Genomic DNA, 18,600 nt, shown 5'->3' on the forward strand with positions numbered 1-18,600 from the left:
GGTTTAGAATTTAACGGAAACGTTGAAGCCGAACTTTCGCGAGCTAGGATTGGCCGACCACTCGCCGAAGTTGCCTCGCAAGTCGTTGCCGAACGATGTTAGCTCGGGGTCTACAAAGGTGTTTTCGGCAGGTGTCCAGAGGAAGAGGTTGTTGCCGAATGCCGACAGGCGCACATCGGTGAGGAAGGTGTTGGCCAGCCACTTCTTGGGCAAAGCCCAACTAAGGGTGATTGCGCGCAACTTAATGTACGACTTGTCGATAAGGTCGCCCGCCCCCAATTCCAATCCGCCATCGTCCCAGAACTTATAAATGCTCGTGGCATTGAGCGGCGTGTTGTTGTCAACATACACGGGTTTGCCTTGCGCATCGGTTCCGTTCTGCACCACAGTGTTGGGTATAATCCACGGGTTGCGGCTGTTGTAAGCCGTCTGCATGGCGTTTCCTGTAAAGTGAGTTATCCTTTTGGTGCGCGAGAACATCTTTCCACCTTGACGTATGTCCACGTCTACCGAAAGGCTAACGCCCTTATAAGTAAAGGTGTTGTTGATGCCCATGGTGTATTTGTAGTTCATGCTGCCCACTATTTGCTGCTTGGGATCGCGGACGGGCAGGCCTTGGTTGTCTACCACGACCTTCCCCGTTGCGGGGTCGCGCAGCGGCACGTAAGCCTTAAACACGCCAAGTTCTTCTCCCACTTTGGCGTAAAGGCCCGTTCCGCCAGTCAATCCGTAGATAGACGACTCGCCGCCTAGCTCTTCGGGCAGGCTGATTACCTTGCTCCAGTTCTTGGTAAAGTTCCAAGTAACGTCCCAAGCAAAGTCTTTCAGTTTCACGGGTGTGCCGCTAACAACGAGTTCAACGCCGCGGTTACGTATCTCACCCAGGTTCATATTCTGGTAAAGATAGCCCGAAGCGGCATCCATGTCGAGGCTAAATATCTGGCGGTCGCTGGTTCGGTTGTAGAACGAGGCATCAAAACTGAGCCTATTTCCAAAGAAAGCCATGTTCAGTCCCACTTCAAACTCGGTGGTCATCTCAGGACTTAGCTTGCTGCCGCCAAGCGTATTGCCCACGGTATAGGCGTTCCAACCGCCATTGGTGAAGGGGAACTTACTTGTTGCCCACCCGCTACTGCTGGCCGAACCTTGCGGATAGATGGTGTTTACCATGTAAGGCAGGGCGTCGTTGCCCGTCTTTCCCCATGCAGCACGCAGTTTGGCGTAGTTAACTGTCTTCTTTACGTTCTCCGGAAGCACCTCCGAGAATATCCAACTGGCCGTTGCGCCTGGGTAAAAATACGAGCGGCTGCCGCGCGGAAGCGTTGACGACCAGTCGTTTCGGGCCGTAAGCGTGAGGTAAACCATGTTTTTAAACGCCACCTCGGCTTGTCCCAACGCGCCCATCAGCCGCTGAGTGCGCTGGTAACTCTTTATCGTAGGCTTGTCGGCAGTGTTGGCAAGGTTGAGCCAAGTGGGTATGGTGAGGTTCGTTATCTCCGAACTCTGGTAGCTGTACTTGCGTTCGTTGCCGTTAAATCCCACTAATGCGTTGACGTGCCAACTGTCGGTAAGGTCTTTGTCGAACGTAACCAGCAGGTCTTGGTTTATCTCTCGGCGGCGTGTGGTTTGCTCGCTCACTCGCCCCGTGAGGCTACGCAGGGCGTCTTCCCAGTTGGGTGTGCCCTTAAACAGGGTCGACATGTTGGGTTCGCCCATATCATGATGCTCGGTACTTGTGTCAAGTCCGAAACGATAGGTAAGCTTAAAATACTTCAAGAAGTCGTAATCCAGTTGCAGCTTGCCGTAGAAACGCTCGCTTTCAAACTCGTTCTTAAAGTTGTTGAGCACGTAATAGGGATTGGTTACGCCGTAGGGCGTGTAGTAATAACCCGGTGTGTTGAAGGGGTTGTTCAGGTCTTTCAGCTCAACGAGGCTGATGTCGCGCGGCGTTTGCATCACATTGTTGTACATCGAGCTCGACTTCTGCCCCGTAGACACGAAGTTGTTGAGTTGGTAAGCATAGTTAAGCGACGTGCTGAACGTGAGGTTGTTCACCTTGTGGCTTGCCCTTGCCGAGAACGTGTACTTGTTATAGCTGTCGGCATTGGTGGGTATGATGCCGTCTTGGCTTATCTGCGACAGGCTGAGGAAGAAGTTGCTCACGTCTGTTGCGCCGTTAAGCGACACGCTATTGCTGTACCGATAGCCCGTGTCGAAGAAATCGCGCACGTTGTTTTTTATCGGCACGTAACTCTTAAAGTTCTGTGTGCCTTCGTAAACCGCTCCGTAACGCAACCACGAACCATCGAAACGCGGCCCCCAGGAGCCGTTCTCATTGTCGGTTTTGTTGCCATACCAACCCATACCAAAGTCGTTTTGCATCTGCGGCAGGCGCAACAGCGTTTCCCACTGCATGCCGCCGTTATATTCTATACCCAGTCCCTTTTGGGCTTTCTTACCCGTCTTGGTGGTGATAAGGATAACACCGTTGGCGGCTCGGCTACCATACAGCGCCGTTGCAGCCGCTCCTTTAAGGATGGTCATGCTCTCCACATCGTCGGGATTCACGGCACTAGCGCCGTTACCAAAGTCGTAACCGCGGTTCAAGTCCCTGTCGGTAGATACCGTGCTGTTGTTAAGCGGCACGCCATCGATAACGTATAGCGGCTGATTGGTGCTGCCCAACGAACTGATACCACGCACGATAACCGACTTAGACGAGCCTGGGTCCGACGAAGAACTGGATATTTGCACGCCCGCCACCTTACCTGCAAGGCTCGACATGATGTCGTTGGTGCGCGCCGCAGCAATCTCGTCGCCCTTAACAGCGGTGGCCGAAAAGCCCAATGCCTTGGCCGAACGCTTAATGCCCATCGCCGTAACCACCACTTCGCCCAGCGTAGTGTTCAGTGGTTCGAGCACAACACGCATATTGTCCTTGGCTGTTACGTCCACAGCCTTCATGCCTGCCGAAGATATATGCAGCTTAGCACGTTCGGGTACGGTAAGCGTAAACTGTCCGTCGAGGTTGGTAACGGTGCCCTGACCCGTGCCAGTAACAACGACAGAGGCCCCAATCACGGGTTGTCCGTCTTCCGAACTGATTACTGTTCCTGAGATTTTCATTTGGGCCAAGGCCGCTCCCATACACAAGAAGAGGCTGCCCAATAGCATAGTAAACCTTTTTCCCATAAAAAATTCTCTCATTAGTTATTATAAAAAACAACACTTTATGGTTGCCTATTGATTATTCAGCGTAGAAGGATGGCCAAAGCCTTATGTTCGAATTACAAACGTTTAATGAATATTGCAAAGCTATGAAAAATTTAAACACCTACCAAATATTTTGCAACTAAAATCGTTATTTTGATTAATATTCGGCAATAAATGCATAAATATATAACCAAAATACAATGTTTTCGCACACATTCGCTATCTTTTTGATAGCAAACGTTTTTGCAATTCTTTCATTTCGCGCGCTTTATTTACCACCAATCCTTTTGCATTTGCACAATAAATTCAGAACCATGCGCAACTTCTTCCTAAATGTTTTGGGCGTTCGGGCGCATTACCTTAATTTTGCATCACCGCTAACGGCAAGGCAAACGCCGCCCATTGGGCCTTCGGGCCACACGCGCCAAACATAAAGACAAAACGACATGGACAACAAAATACCGCAAGAGTGGAACGACATCCTACTCAAAGACGTCAACTTCATCGACCTGATGAAACACCGCATATATAATGTGCTTATCGTGGCCAACCCCTACGATGCCTTTATGTTGGAAGACGATGGCCGCATCGACGAGAAGATGTACAACGAATACGTTGAACTAGGACTGCGCTATCCGCCCACATTCAAGCAGGTTAGCACCGTTGAAGAGGCCGAAGAGGTGATGCAGGGCGTTAGCGTAGACCTCATCATCTGCATGCCCGGCAATGCCGACAACGACGCATTTGCCGTGGCGCATGCCGTAAAAGAGCGGTTCCCCGTGGTGCCTTGCGTGGTGCTTACGCCATTTTCGCACGGTATAACGCGCCGAATGCAAGACGAAGACCTCAGCATCTTCGACTATGTTTTTTGCTGGTTGGGCAACACCAACCTCATCCTCTCCATCATCAAGCTTATCGAAGACAAGATGAACGTGGAACACGACACCAAGGAAGGCGGCGTGCAGATGATTTTGTTGGTAGAAGACAGCATACGCTTCTACTCCTCCATCCTTCCCAACCTGTACAGCTACATCCTTGTTCACAGCAAGCGCATATCCACCGAGGCCCTTAACAGCCAGGCTGCCGCCTTGCGAATGCGGGGCCGGCCCAAAGTGGTTCTCGCACGAACATACGAAGAGGCGATGGAATACTACGACAAATACGCCGACAACATTTTGGGCGTTATCAGCGACGTACGCTTTCCCAAAGACGGCGTTAAAGACCCAGAGGCGGGCATCAAGCTGTTGCGCGAGATACGCCGCCGCGACGAGTTTGTGCCGCTCATCCTGGAAAGCTCCGAAACAAACAACCGCGAAAAGGCCGAGAAAGAGGGATTTCGCTTTGTAGACAAGAACTCGAAGAAGATGAACATCGACCTGCGCCACCTCATGGAAGAGCACATGGGCTTTGGCGATTTCATCTTCCGCGACCCCAAAACGCGCAAGGAGGTGGCGCGCATCGCCTCGCTTAAACAGCTGCAAGACAACATTTTCAACATCCCCTACGACTCGATGCTCTTCCACATCAGCCGCAACCACGTTAGCCGTTGGCTTTCGGCAAGGGCCATTTTCCCCGTTTCGGCCTTCCTCAAAGGCGTTACGTGGCACAAATTAAAGGATGTGGATGCGCACCGACAAATTATCTTCGAGGCCATTGTGCGCTACCGCAACATGAAAAACATCGGTGTTGTGGCCGTGTTCGACCGCATGAAATTCGACCGCTATGCCCACTTCGCACGCATCGGCGACGGCTCGTTGGGTGGAAAAGGCCGCGGACTGGCCTTTCTCGACAACATCATCAAGCGGCATCCAGAGTTCAACAGCTTTCCGGGCGTAAAGGTGCACATCCCTAAGACGGTTGTGCTGTGTACGGATTTCTTCGACCAATTTATGGAGCAGAACAACCTGTACCAAATTGCCCTAAGCGATGCAACCGACGACGAGATACTTCGCCACTTCCTCGCCGCAAAGCTTCCCGACAGCCTAAAAGCCGACTTCACCACCTTTTTCGATGCCACACGTTGCCCCATTGCCGTGCGTTCCAGCTCGCTACTCGAAGATGCGCACTACCAACCATTCGCAGGAATATACAGCACATACATGATTCCTTACACCGAAGATGCCGAAGTGATGCTCCGCATGCTTGCCGCGGCCATCAAAGGCGTGTACGCATCCGTGTTTTATAAAGACTCTAAGGCCTACATGTCGGCCACAAGCAACGTTATCGACCAAGAGAAAATGGCCGTCATCTTGCAGGCCGTTGTGGGTAAAGACTATGGCGGGCGATTTTATCCCAACATCAGCGGCGTGCTGCGCTCCATCAATTACTATCCCGTTGGCGACGAACAAGCCGAAGACGGCATTGCCAACCTAGCCCTGGGGTTGGGCAAATACATCGTGGATGGCGGTCAGACGTTGCGCGTTAGTCCCTATCACCCCAACCAAGTGCTGCAAACAAGCGAGATGAAAATTGCTCTGCGCGACACGCAAGCGCAATTCTACGCCCTCGACACCACACATCTCAACACCGACTTTGCCGTAGACGACGGCTTTAACATCCTGAAACTGGGCGTAAAGGAGGCCGAGGCCGACCAGTCGCTGCACTTCATCGCCTCTACATACGACCCCAACGACAACATCATCCGCGAGGGTCTTTACGATGGTGGGCGCAAGCTCATCACCTTTGGCGGCGTGCTTAGGCACGATGCTTTCCCGCTACCGCAGATTATGCAAATGGCCATGCGCTATGGCGAGGATGCCATGAAACGCCCTGTGGAGATTGAGTTTGCTTGCAACATCAACGCCGACCGTACGGGCGAGTTCAACCTTTTGCAAATACGCCCCATCGTAGATGCCAAACAAATGCTTGACGAGGACTTGTCGGCCATACCCAACGAGCAGTGCCTGCTGCGTTCGCACAACACATTGGGGCATGGCGTTAGCGACGACGTTACCGACGTGGTGTACGTTAAGTACGGCGACAATTTCTCGGCTGCCGACAACTATCGCGTGGCCGAAGACGTAGAACGCATCAACAGCAGCTTTCTGGGCACCGACCGAAACTACATTCTTGTGGGTCCTGGGCGTTGGGGTTCGAGCGATTTTTGGTTGGGCGTTCCCGTTAAATGGCCGCATATCAGTGCAGCACGTGTCATCGTTGAGGTGGCATTGAAGAACTATCGGATAGACCCTAGCCAAGGAACACACTTCTTTCAAAACCTCACCAGCTTTGGTGTTGGCTACTTTACGATAGACACGAACATTCCCGATGGCCTCTTCCGTAAGGATATTCTCGATGCCATGCCCGCCATCGAAGAGACACAATACGTGCGGCACGTGCGCTTTAACCAGCCCTTGCGCATACTGATGGATGGAATGAAGGGAGAAGGAGTGGTTGCTTTTTCTAAGTAGAAAGGAGAAAGTAGTAAGGAGAAAGTGGAAGGTAGCAAGGAGGAAGGAGGAAGGTAGTAAGGAGGAAGTAGAAAGGTAGTAAAGAGAAAGTAGAAAGGTAGTAAGGAGAAAGTAATAAGTAGGAAGGAGAAAGGAGAAGACAGTAAGGAGTAAGGAGAAAGTAGAAAGTTATAAGTAGGAAGTAACAAGGGGGAAGTAACAAGGAGAAAAAAGGAAACAGGGAAGTTTATAAGCGCACAAGACCATTGAGCCAAATTTACTAGCTTAGTTAGGCTGGCTAGATTAACCAGAAATACTAGATTTGCTAGGATTGCTAGATTTACCATGACCACTAGATTAACTAGATAACTTGGATTACTAGTTACTAGATTAGCTAGGATAACCAGTTACTAGATTAACTAGGACTACTGGATTAACTAGAATTACTAGATTCACTAGAATTGCTAGATTTACTAGGATTACCAGCCCATCTAGATTTACCAGCCCATCTAGAATTTCTAACCCATCTACTTTTACCAGGCTTACCAACCCCGAAATCTTACCATATCCTTTACAAATCACACCTTCTCTCCCACCCCATTCTAGCGAAAAACAAGGCTAAAAAGCATGCAATTAGCCACGATTTTCTGCTTAACGCGCTCCCGTTTCACCCCAAATTTAAGGGAATTATTTGCATTTTGCACCATTTTGCCTTTCTAGATTGGGTGCCGGCTCGTCATTTTCCAAGCCCAAATACCCACTTTTTACCCCCAAAAAACCATTTCTTAATGGCCATTTTGCCCCTTTTAGCCATATTTTTAACCATTCGAGAGGGTTGTATTTATACCATTCAAGCGCATATTTATGCTTTTCGGCTCGCATTTAGCACCATTTTGCTTTGCGTTTTGCACCATTTTACCTTGCGTTTTGCACCAAAACGCAAGGCATTTAGCACCAAAACACACTGCATTTAGCACCAAAACGCACTGCATTTAGCGGCATTTTGCACTATTTTTAGCAGAAAACAGCCCAAAAGCTGGTGCAAATGGCGTTCCATTGGAATAGATATTCATTTTGCATCATTCGCAGACTAACCCCATTTTGTACCAAAACAAACTCGTCTAAGAATCGATTTTTTGCGGCAAGTTGGGCGTTTGGTTGAAAAAAACGCAGTAATAACGTTAAAGTTTTTACTGAAAAACGGACAAAGATTGGCCGGTTGAGGAGTTAAGGAGTTAAGGAGTTAAGGAGTTAAGCCAAATGTTTAGGCAGCGTTAGGCTAATAGGATAGGTCAGACCAGTCGGACCAGTCTGACTTGTCTGACTTGTCCGACTTGTCCGACTTGTCCGAAAGCTAGAATGAACTAGAAATCCAGAAACCGCTAGACAACCTTAAAGGGCGTTAGCCATCTTTTCATCTTTAACGCGCAAAAGCCATATCTACGCCGTTATCGCGGCAAGATATGGCTTTCGCTTATGATGTAACTAATGCTACATTAATAGGAGCCTAAGAAAGTGCGGCAAGGCACTTGCCTTGCCACACTTTAAGGCAGCCTGCGCTGCAAAGCAAAGCTAGAAGGCGTAACCTATGCCAACCATCAGCGCATCTACGCCGTAATCGGCGAAGGCATGGTGGTAGGCCACGTTGAGTTTGAAACCCGACAACTCGCCACCAGCACCAAAAGTAAGGGCATTAGAGCCCTTGTCGGCATACTGATAGCCCACCCTTGCAGAGAGCATGCGGTTGTAAGTGTACTCCAAACCACCGGCAAGCAAGGTTTCGCTAGCATCTTTCGGGGTGAAATAACGACACGAAAGGGCGTAAGTAAGCGCGTGTTGCGGGGCGAAATTTACGGCCCAGTCGCCGCCTACGACCACCGAAGTGGGCAGACTCTGGGGTATGCCCGTATCGTTAAACTTCACCGACTTGCCGAAATCCAACAGTCGTGCGCCAACGGTTAGCGTGGTAGGAACAGTTGGACAGATGTTGAAACCCTTTTGATAGGCTGCTCCAACCGAGAAAGCATAAGCGTTGGCACTGGTTGCGGCATGACTTCGGGCGTAGGTTGCAGTGGCATACACGGCCACTTCGGGCGTTACGGCGAACGAATAGCCTAGGTCTAGGGCCATATCGTAGGGCGAAACCTTATCCGGTTCGCCCGTAGCACCCACCGAGGGAACCGTTAGGCCGCCAAGGTAACGCACGCCTGCCATCAATGCCGAACGATTGGCAAAGCGATAGCCCGTGGCAAAGTTGTATTGCATCAGTCGGCCCTCATCGGTTTTAGGCTGTGCCTCGGCAGAGAGGTCGGCCACAAAACGTTTTTCGCCAAAGGTAAGGGCGGCGGGGTTTGTGTAAATGTGCATTTGGTTGGCATTGCCAAGCAAAGTGCCACCCAGGGCTGCGGTGCGCGCATCGGGTGTAGCTTCTAGCACAGGTAGTATGCGACTTTGTGCCGTGGCCTCCATTGCCAGGCTTGCGCCAAGCGCGAGGAATGCCATTGATATCTTATTCATAGCGTGCTGTTTATTTCTTGATGAAGGTGTGTTTGCTTGTTATGCGCTCGGTTTTGAGCAGCAGATAATAGGTGCCAGGGGCAAGGCGGTCGATGCCCAAAGTTACTTCGTGCGTGCGACTGTCGGGCGTTAAGGTTTCGTCGATAAGCTTTTGGCCACGCAAAGAGGTAACGATAACCTGCACCTTACTTACCCCACTGCGCATAAGTGCCTTGATGTAGCTGTGCGCCGGTATGGGATAGATGGTGTGCACGTCGGGTGCGTTCTTGTCGGTAACACGCACCAGGATGGTTGTTGTGGTGCGTTTGCCACCATCGATGGCGGTTAAGGTTATCGTGGCCGTGCCTTTTTGTCCAGGGGTTAGCGTTAGTTGCGTGCCCGTTACCGAGGCTTTTACCACCGCATCGTTGCTAGATGTGGCCGAGAATTGCATCTCGCCACCGCTCATGGCCGTGAAAGCGTTGGCCAAATTGATTTGTGCGGCCTCGCCCTGCTCGAACAGCGACACGTCGCCGAGCGTGTTGTTGGGCGTGGGAGCCGTGTGCGAAACCACCTTATAGGCGAATTTCTGTACCGTCTTACCGCCAAGTTGGTCGGTGAGCGTCACTTCAAAGCCATACGTCCCAACGGAACCTACCTTTATAAAGAGGTCTAAGGCGTTGCCAACACGTTTCATTTCAACGCCGCTGGGCAGCGCGGTGGTGGTGTAGGTCCAGGTGTGGCCGTCTTCATCGGTTACGGGTAGCACCTTATGGAAGTAAGGTTGCGTGTCGAGCAGTCGCAACGTGTCGGTCATTGCGCCGCCAAGTACGGGCGCATGGTTAAGGCGCGTTTTGAAACTAGCCGTTGCATCGGCCGAAGTATTGTTGAAACGGTCGCGCGCCGACATCTTCACCACATAGTCTACATCAGTATCCAGCTCCGTAAACATTTGCTCCAACTCGGTGCCAACAGGCTTATCGTACGAATAACGAGTAAGGCTTTGCACGGGTTTGCTCATGTCGGCCTTCTTATATAGGTGTATGTCGTAGGCAAAGGCCGTGCGTTGTTCGTTCAGCGCATCGGCATCGGCGGTTACTTTCCACGTTATGCGGGCATCGTAATAGCCACGAGTGGCATCCGCAGAATAGTCGGTAACGGTTATTTCTGGTGCGTCGGGTTTCTGCGTTTCGGGGTCGGCCAGGGCAAAATCTGCATCAATAAAGCCCACACCCATCTTGCCTGCGAGGTTGGCATCGGTCTTTACGGCGTAGGGACTAGTGGCCTTTACGGCTCCTAGCAAGCGGCGGCGAAGGTCCTCGTTGGTGAAGTTGGGGTTGGTTTTACCAAACTTCGACACAATCAGTGCGGCGATGCCCGTTACGTGGGGCGCCGCCATAGAGGTGCCTTGGGCGTATGCGTAGTTGTTGTCGTTGGGCAAAGTAAAGTCGGTATTGGGCGTGCCGCCAGTGCTCATTTGGGCAAAAGCCTTGGGCACGGTGCTTAGTACGCCCCTCATTACCTCACCCGTTTCGGTGGTTCCACCCGGTGCAAGGATGTCTACCCACGGCCCTTTGTTCATATAGTCGGTGGGAATACCCATGCTGCTGGTTGCGCCCACGGCCACCACGCGCGGATAAGAGGCGGGTATCATGTCAATGTCGTATTGCGAATCGTTACCCGATGCAAAGATAACAAGACCACCTTTCATGTAAGATTCGGGCTTTTTGTTGCCCTTCGAGTCGCATCCGGCATAGTCGGTAAAATAGTTGATGCCGTCTTTCAGCAAGTCGAACTGCGCTTTGAAGATGCTTTGGAAGTTTTCGTTGTTGAGGTATTTGCTTCGGTCGAAGGCGTAACCCCACGAGCAGTTGCATACGGATGCCCCGTTTTCGGCAGCAAATTCGAAGGCCTTAACGATGTAAGCAGTAGATGCAGTCTCTTTGGTTCCATCGCGCCCGTATATTTCGCAGCTCATCAGTCGCACGCCCGAATCGTCGCTGCCGTTGCCACCGGCCACGCCACAAACGCCCAGGCCGTTGTTGTTTCGTGCGGCAATGGTTCCTGCCACGTGCGTTCCATGTCCGCCGGCCACGATAACGTTGGGGTCGCCCTTACCGCTTTCGGCTGCATAGAAGTTACGTCCGTGTATCTTCTGGCCCGTATTCTTGTCGACACCTTGCCAGGCAGAGGCGGCCAAGTCTTCGTGTTCGAAGTCGACACCCGAGTCCATCACGGCCACCACCACGTGGGGGCTGCCCGTTTCTTTCTGCCAAGCAGGGAACAGGTTTACGTCTGCCCCAGGCTTAAACATGCCATATTCGTTTACGGTTGTGGTGTAATGCCACTGGTATTGTAAGTAAGGGTCGCTAAAATTAAGTGGACCTGTGCCATTGTTTGCAGGTCTTAATTTGTTAGAGGGGATGGGCGCACGCGATGCTGCGGTGTACTTCACCTTGCTGGGCGCAATCTGCACGTTGCCGTGAGCCTTCTCGATGGCAGGGTCGCGGCGTAGTTCGTTGATAACTTCTTCAACGTTCTTTGTGCTGTCGAATTTCACAACAAACCATCGGTCGAGCCCTCTTGCACGTTTCAATGCGGCATATTCGTTGTTCATGTCGAACACCTGTTCCACCTTTACGTCGGTGTTGTCGAACACCTTTGCACGCGTTACGCTCTGCGTTGCAGCACGGGTGCTGGGGTTTACGCCAGGTTTCAGCTTGATGAAAGCCATGCCGGGTTGCCAAGGAAAGGCCTCGTCGGCGGCGGTTTGGGCAGCGTTAGGGTTGTTTTGCGAGGAGAGCAAGTCGTCGCTACAAGCCGAAAACATGCCTAAGGTCAACGTGATACAAGCCGCCAATGTATATATTTTTCTGAACTTTTTCATTGGATGAGTGTCTATAAGTTGAGGGTTTTCTTGATTAGGTCTACATAATGCTTACTCTTATAGTAAGTAATGACCGTACGCGTTTGCTGCGGACGCATGTCGATGAGGTCGGCCTCGCCGCGGAAGTAGGTAACAAAGCCGCTATTGTCGCCGCGGAAATAAGTGTAGCCCTTATCTTCCATGGCGTTCCTTGTAGTGGTTGGCAAGGTATAGGTGTACCATTCGTACACGCCGGGAGTGCCTTCTACCTCGCGATTATACAGCACTTCGCCGCCCATGTAGAACACTTGGCACGAACCAACGGTGCCGCTGAGCTCTGCATCGGCCACCAGACCTGCATCAATGTCTTCGGGCGTAACGCCTCGCCAGTTGAAAAAGTAAATGACATTGGCCAACGAACCGGCATCGTGACTGGCATTTTCGGGTACGAAGAGCAGGCGCGAATACTTGCAGCTGGGGTCTTCTGTGGTGGTTGTTATCTTTTCGCTGTTGAATTGGTTCTCGAAATCGGGTTTCATTCCGCGTTTCTTTTCAAACTCAATCACCTCTTGCAGCTTAAACGACTTGTTGTGCATGCGCTCGGAAATGAATACGGGGAAGCAGGTGGCCTTGCCGTTGCTGCCCACTTTCAGCTCATTCGAGCTCACCACATACTTCATGCAAGGACTCTTATATATGCCGCCAAACATCTTGAAGTTGTTGGGGTCGTTGTAGACGTGCACCAGTCGTGTTTGGTTTTCTTCTTCGCAATAGTATTGCGCTTCGGTGGCATTACGCTGTTTGTTACCGTCTTTAAAGTTCTGTTGTTTCAACCAAGGGTCGTACGATTCTTTTTGGAACTCCTTCCCTTTGGGTGCCTTCAACCACGCGGTAGTAATGAGTTTGCTGTAATAGTTGGGCGTGTAGAATATGCGAGGCGATTGTTCGCCGGGCGAACGGAACGCATAATATATCTTGTCTACGTCTTCTTTGTACGGCAAGAGCGAGTCTATCTCGAAAGCTCTGTCGCGACTGTTGTTCCTTTCGCCTTCAAGTTCGGTGACACGAGCCAAGTTAAAGTTGTCCAAATCCCACACGGGCAGTTGGAATTGCACGTATCCATTTTGCGTTACGCTGAGCAAGAAGTGCTTGTTGCCGTTAGATAGGAACAGCTTTTCGGTTCTACTGCTCTGCGCCCAAGGGCTGTTGCGGTCGATGGCGGTGAGGGTTAGCCTCAACTTGCGTTGCTTTTGGTCGACGTCGTACGTGAGCCATTTGTTGTTTTCCTTGTCAACTTGCTCCACACGCCAATTATCCGAGTTGGAAATAACGTTCAGTTCTACGGCCGTATGCGCCTCATGGTTAAAGATAGCCGTACCATTGCTGCCGTCTACGGCAATGAAAGGCGCCGTGCCAAACTGCGTAACCGTTACCGTTTGCTTACCGCCGGGCGTGGTCAGCACCACTTCGGCTTGGCGTTCGTCGGCTCCTTCGTTGGCCGTAGCCGTCAGTTCGAGTGCTTGCCCTACCTTCTTCGCGGTGAGCCAAGCGTCGTAAGCCCCTTTTTCCACTTGCCATTCGTCGCCAAGCGTTGCAAAGCTTACCGTTTTTGTTTCGCCCTCTTGTTTAAGAGTGAGCGTCTGCGCCTCGCCTTGAACGACGTCTTCCGTTCCGCCCAAGGTAAGGTCTTTCTGGCATGCGCTAGCCAACGATGCCACGATGAGCAAAGCCCATATCTTTATATTCTTATACATAGCGTATTTGTTTTTTGTTAGCGTATGTGTCATTGCTTATCCCAGCCAGGGTTCTGCTTAACGTTCGGGTTTATCTGCACTTCGTTGTCGGGGAACGGCCACACAAACATCTTGTTGCCTGTTTGTATGTCTACCTTGTAGCCCCCTGCGTAGAACGATGCGGGCACTTGATAATACCCCTTGGCACCTTGTATCGTACGTTTGCGAACACCTAGTTTCCAACGGCGCAAATCCCAAAGGCGGAACCCTTCATAAGCCAGTTCGCGTGCGCGTTCGTTCTTTATTTCTTGGTACAGGTCGTCGCCCGTTGCGCTTGTGGTAGGCACGCCACGCGATTGGCGAAGGGTGTTAAGATAGCTTTGGGCATCGGCCGTGTTACCCAGTTTGTAGGCTGCCTCGGCCACAATAAGGTATTGTTCGGCGATGCGGAAAGGCTTAGGAGCCTGATTTCCGTTGGGCACATAGCCGCCCCAATGGGTGCTAGTGAGCGTGGCGTAGTTGGGGTTGCCCTTAAACTTAGACACAACGTAAAGCTGTGTAGACACATTCACGTCGTTTACCGTGGTATTTACAAACTCGAAGTGGATGTGTGCACGGTGGTCGTTTCCGTTGGCAAAGAGGTCGTTAATCACTTCGCGCGTTGGCACGTAGGGCGGTTTGTTGTAGTCGCCCACTTTACTTGGCTGCTTGGCCTCGTCCCAATGAGTTGTTGTGGAAAGGTCGGCGCCATAGAGCGAAGTAACCGTAGGCACTTCGTTTTCTTTGGCCACGTAAGGTTGCCAAATCTGTTCGGTACCCTTATCGTAGAACCACATCTGCGCAAAAGCGTCTTCCGTGGGCGTTACTTTTCCTTCGCTGTTAAGCTTTGCCGTGTAGGGAGCGATAAGCGGATAGGTGTTTTTGTCTACCAATTGTTTGGCCTCTTGGTACGCTTTGTCCATGTCGCCCATGTATAGGTACACGCGTGCACGAAGTGCTCGCACGGCATCGGCGTTTATTTCGGTGTTTCCTGGGCTGGTAGGAACGTCGGCCAACAGCGTTTCGGCCTCGTTCAAGTCGTCCAACACCTGCTTATAGGTCTGCGCGTTGGTGGCTCGTGCGGGCTTGTTTAACGAACCTGGCTCCAATGCCAACACCACACCGAGGTCTTTGTCGGCCGTGGCCGCATCGTAGATCATACCCCATCGCAAGGCCAAGTTAAAGTGATAGAAGGCCCTTGCGAAGTATGCGTTGCCCAAATAATGGCGTTGCGTGGGCTTTTCGGCCGCGCTAACGGGCAACTGGGGCAACTTAGTTATCACCACATTGGCATCTACGAGCGCCGAATAATACGAGTGGTAGATTTCTTGTATCACGCTACTTTCGGGCAAGATGGTCCATCCGTGAAACTCTCCATAAAGGTTTCCGAAGGCTGCATGCGCGTTAAGCATGTCGGCTTGCGCCTCTTGGGGCAACACATAGCCGCCCCCGAACTTGCCGCGAAGGGTGGAATAGATGCCGTTGTCCCATTTGGCGGCATCTTGCATATTGCGAAACGAGGCGTTATAGTCTATATAGTCGGCTGGTTCGCGGTCTAGATTGCACCCTTGGAGCATGGCCGCAAGCGTAAACGCCCATAATAATATCTTCGTTGTTTTCATATACGTGTTCATTATTTACGTGTTGTTGTTAGAGTCCTATCTCCACACCTACGCTCAATTGCTTGGTGTTGGGATTGACACCATACGAAACATTGCGGTTCACTTCGGGGTCGATACCGCGGAACTTGGTAAAGGTAAGCAGGTTTCTGCCAGTAAAGAACACTTTTGCCGTGCGTACGATGTTCTGTCGTCCAAGGCTCTTGCGGGGGATGTCGTAGCCCAAGGTAAAGTTCTTCAGGCGCATGAACGAGGCGTTTTCAAGCATTTTCGAGTCCACGTAGTTGCTTTGGTGGTTGGCTTGGCGCACCCATGCCAACGAGGGATATTCGGTGTTGTCGCCCGGTTTCTTCCAATAGTCGAACAATCTGCGCGACCCATTGAAGTTTCCTTCGCGGTTACGAACGTGATAATCGTTCTCGTAAAACTGCTTATCCATCGAAATCATGTGCTTACCGAGAGCCACGAAGAAGTCGGCGTTGAGGTAGAAACCTTTCCAATAAGCCGAAATGCCCCATCCGCCCGTAAAGGGAGTGTAAGCGTTTACGCCTGTGTTCTGACTGAGCGAAGAAGAATATTCGGACACCACGTCGTTGTCGTCGCGCCGCGTTTGGTTCTTGTCTGCGCCCGGTTTATACCATTCGGGTACGCCCGTTTGGGGGTTCACGCCCTTATAAAGCGGTAGTACAAAGGTTACGGGCTTACCCACCATGTAGGCGAGTTGGCCGCCTGGCTCGTGCCACGACTGACGTCCCTCGAACAGTTCGAGCACTTTATCGCGGTTGTAGTTGAAGTTCACGTTGGCCGAAACGCCCCAATCGCGACCGCGAAGGATGTCGGCACCCAGTTGAAAGTCGATACCGTGGTTCAGGTAACGCCCAACATTATCGTAACGGGTGGCATAACCTTCGTTGCCCGCAGGCATACCCGATGTGTAGGGCAGTGGAACTTCGAAGAGCATGTTGCTCGTTATACGGTTGTAATACTCCACGTTCAGGTCCAGCCTACTTAGCAAACGAGCCTTCACGCCCACAGTGAACTTGCTTTGGTGTTCCCATCCCAAATCGGGATTTCCAAGACTAACAAAGCCAAGGCTCATACCGCCTTTCTTCTGCCCCACTTTTCCTACATACGATGATGTACTGTAAGGAGGTATCGAAGAGTTGCCCTGCGTTCCGTAACTCGTTTTGAAATCTAACTCGTTAAGCCACGATACGTCTTTAAGGAAGCTTTCGCCCTTAGCCTTCCACAACAAGCCTACCGACCAGAACAAGCCGTTGCGCTTGTTGCGCCCAAAGCGCGAAGAGGCGTCGTTACGCAAAACCAAGTCGACGAAATAACGTTCGGAGAAGTCGTAAGACAGCTGGGTAAAGAACGAAAGGAAAGCATAGCTGTTGGTTGCCTCGCCCACATTCTTCTTTTGTGTGGCGTTGTTAAGCAGGTTAAGGCGGTCGTCTAAGATGCCCGAACCCGATGCAGAGAAACCATCGTCGTTATAATTGGTGTATTCATGTCCCAACAAAGCGGTAACGTGATGGTTGCCAAAGCCCATGTTATAGGCTGCCGTGTTGGTGATGGTGAAGTTCGACACCATCGAGTAGCCACGTTCGGCGCTGCCATTGCCGTACGCGCGATAGTAGCTAGGCAAGGTACGCGAACGGCTGTCGCCATAATTCAGCTCCAATCCCACAAGCGAACGCAAGGTTAGATTCTTTATCGGCGTGAGCGTAAGGTTGCCGTTAGCCGACAGGATAAAGGCATTGGTCTTTGCCGGGTTGGTAGAAATAACGTGCTTAGGCGTAGTGATGTCGAGCAGTGGCACGCGTTCCAGTTCCTCTCCCGTCCTCGGGTCGTAGGGCGATGCAAAGGGGGCGTTCATGGCTGCAACGCCACCGCCCACGGCATTGTTGTTGCCGAAGGGCGAAACGTGCGTATCGTCGTATGCTATTTGGGTGTTTATGCCGGCGCGAACCCATTCGGCCAGTTTCGCATCGAGGTTGATGCGGCCGAAGGCTTTCTTGTAACTCGACCCCATGCGCAGTCCGTCTTGGCTCAATGCGCCGCCCGACAGGTAGTACCTAACGGCAGATGTGCCGCCCGATACCGACACGTCGGCCGTGTACATGGGTGCAGGCTGGTACACATACTTATACCATTGGAAGTCGGTTTCCTTGAAATACTTGCTCTTTAAGGCTGCTATTTGGTCGGCGGTGTAAATACCCGTTTCCTGATAATAGCGTAATAGTTCGGGACCGGTCATCAGTTGGTCGAAATAATCGGTGTTTGCCAACGACGAAACGGCGTACTGCGCCCTAAGATTAATGGTGGGGCGCGTCTCTGTTCGGCCGCGTTTGGTGGTAACATACATCACACCGTTGGCTGCACGCGCGCCATAAATAGACGTGGCCGCAGCGTCTTTAAGGAACTGAACACTCTCGATGTCGTTGGCGTTCATGGATTGCAGCACGGCCATACTAACTTGCATGCCGTCGAGGATGATGAGCAAGCCCGTACCTGCGCCCAACGAGCCTTGTCCGTGCAAAGCCATCGACAGGCGCGAAGAGGGTTCGCCCGACGAGGAGAACACCTGTAAGCCGCTCACTTTACCCTGAACGGCATCCAAGGGGTTGGCCACGGGTTTCATCGCAAGGTCTTTGGCCGTTACCTTTACCACAGAGGCCGAGGTGTTGGCTACCTTACGTTCCATGTAACCCACCACAACAACGTCGTTCAACGTTAAGTCGGAAGGTTCCATTCGCACGTCCATCTGGGATGCAGCGGCCAATTCTTGGCTCTTATACCCCATGAAACTAAACGTAAGTTTCTCTCCGTTGCGCACGCTGATAGTAAACTTTCCGTCTATATTAGACACGGTGCCCGTCTTCGGGGCCGACTTTGGGATGATGCTTACGCCAGGTAAGGCCTCCCCGTTTTCATCTACGACGTTTCCCTTCACTGTTATTGTTTGTGCCAAAACCGAACTCAATCCAGTTAGCAAGCAAAGGGTGAACATCCAAAATCTTACTTTCATAATTATCTAGGTTGATTATAGTTTTTCCTATGCCCCACGCAACCGTATGTTTAGTAAGCTTGGCCGCATGGCACCTCCGTTGTAAACCCATTTTGTTTTAGTACAGCTGTCAGTACATTCACAGAGTTAAACCATTCTGCAAATATATGCAATAAATTTATAAAACCAAGCAAAAATGGCGTATTATTTTTTAATTAGTATGCATATTGTTGAA

8 protein-coding genes are annotated in these 18,600 nt (G+C 51.4%); 1 reads left to right on the forward strand and 7 read right to left on the reverse strand.

Going from position 1 to position 18,600, the window contains the following annotated elements; genetic code table 11:
* Positions 1-3 precede the first annotated feature (3 nt).
* Positions 4-3,192: a SusC/RagA family TonB-linked outer membrane protein gene (locus HMPREF0670_RS10270; RefSeq protein WP_044078129.1), complete on the reverse strand. Its 3,189-nt coding sequence runs from the start codon at positions 3,190-3,192 to the stop codon at positions 4-6.
* A 467-nt stretch (positions 3,193-3,659) separates the two neighbouring features.
* Between HMPREF0670_RS10270 and HMPREF0670_RS10280 the strand changes: the two genes are divergently transcribed.
* Entirely contained in the window at positions 3,660-6,623 is a 2,964-nt protein-coding gene (locus HMPREF0670_RS10280) for a PEP/pyruvate-binding domain-containing protein (protein ID WP_009231091.1), read from the forward strand.
* Between the two features lie 666 nt (positions 6,624-7,289).
* On the opposite strand, the gene HMPREF0670_RS16370 is transcribed toward HMPREF0670_RS10280, so the two are convergent.
* The 6 genes from HMPREF0670_RS16370 to HMPREF0670_RS10305 form a co-directional block, all read right to left on the reverse strand.
* Complete coding sequence (locus HMPREF0670_RS16370; protein ID WP_009231092.1) at positions 7,290-7,484, reverse strand: hypothetical protein; 195 nt, start codon at positions 7,482-7,484, stop codon at positions 7,290-7,292.
* A gap of 690 nt (positions 7,485-8,174) precedes the next feature.
* Positions 8,175-9,119, reverse strand: a complete 945-nt coding sequence (locus HMPREF0670_RS10285; RefSeq protein WP_009231093.1) for a PorV/PorQ family protein — start codon at positions 9,117-9,119, stop codon at positions 8,175-8,177.
* A 10-nt stretch (positions 9,120-9,129) separates the two neighbouring features.
* Positions 9,130-11,985: a S8 family serine peptidase gene (locus HMPREF0670_RS10290; protein WP_044078131.1), complete on the reverse strand. Its 2,856-nt coding sequence runs from the start codon at positions 11,983-11,985 to the stop codon at positions 9,130-9,132.
* Positions 11,986-11,996: 11 nt separating this feature from the next.
* Complete coding sequence (locus HMPREF0670_RS10295; protein WP_044078132.1) at positions 11,997-13,718, reverse strand: BACON domain-containing protein; 1,722 nt, start codon at positions 13,716-13,718, stop codon at positions 11,997-11,999.
* Positions 13,719-13,747: 29 nt separating this feature from the next.
* Positions 13,748-15,370, reverse strand: coding sequence for a RagB/SusD family nutrient uptake outer membrane protein (locus HMPREF0670_RS10300; protein WP_044078133.1), 1,623 nt, complete (start codon positions 15,368-15,370; stop codon positions 13,748-13,750).
* 16 nt (positions 15,371-15,386) lie between these two features.
* Positions 15,387-18,386 (reverse strand): SusC/RagA family TonB-linked outer membrane protein, encoded by a 3,000-nt coding sequence (locus HMPREF0670_RS10305; RefSeq protein ID WP_009231097.1) that lies wholly within the window; start codon positions 18,384-18,386, stop codon positions 15,387-15,389.
* Positions 18,387-18,600: the final 214 nt, after the last annotated feature.

The sequence above is a fragment of the Prevotella sp. oral taxon 317 str. F0108 genome, from assembly GCF_000162415.1.
Taxonomy (GTDB): Bacteria; Bacteroidota; Bacteroidia; order Bacteroidales; family Bacteroidaceae; genus Prevotella; species Prevotella conceptionensis.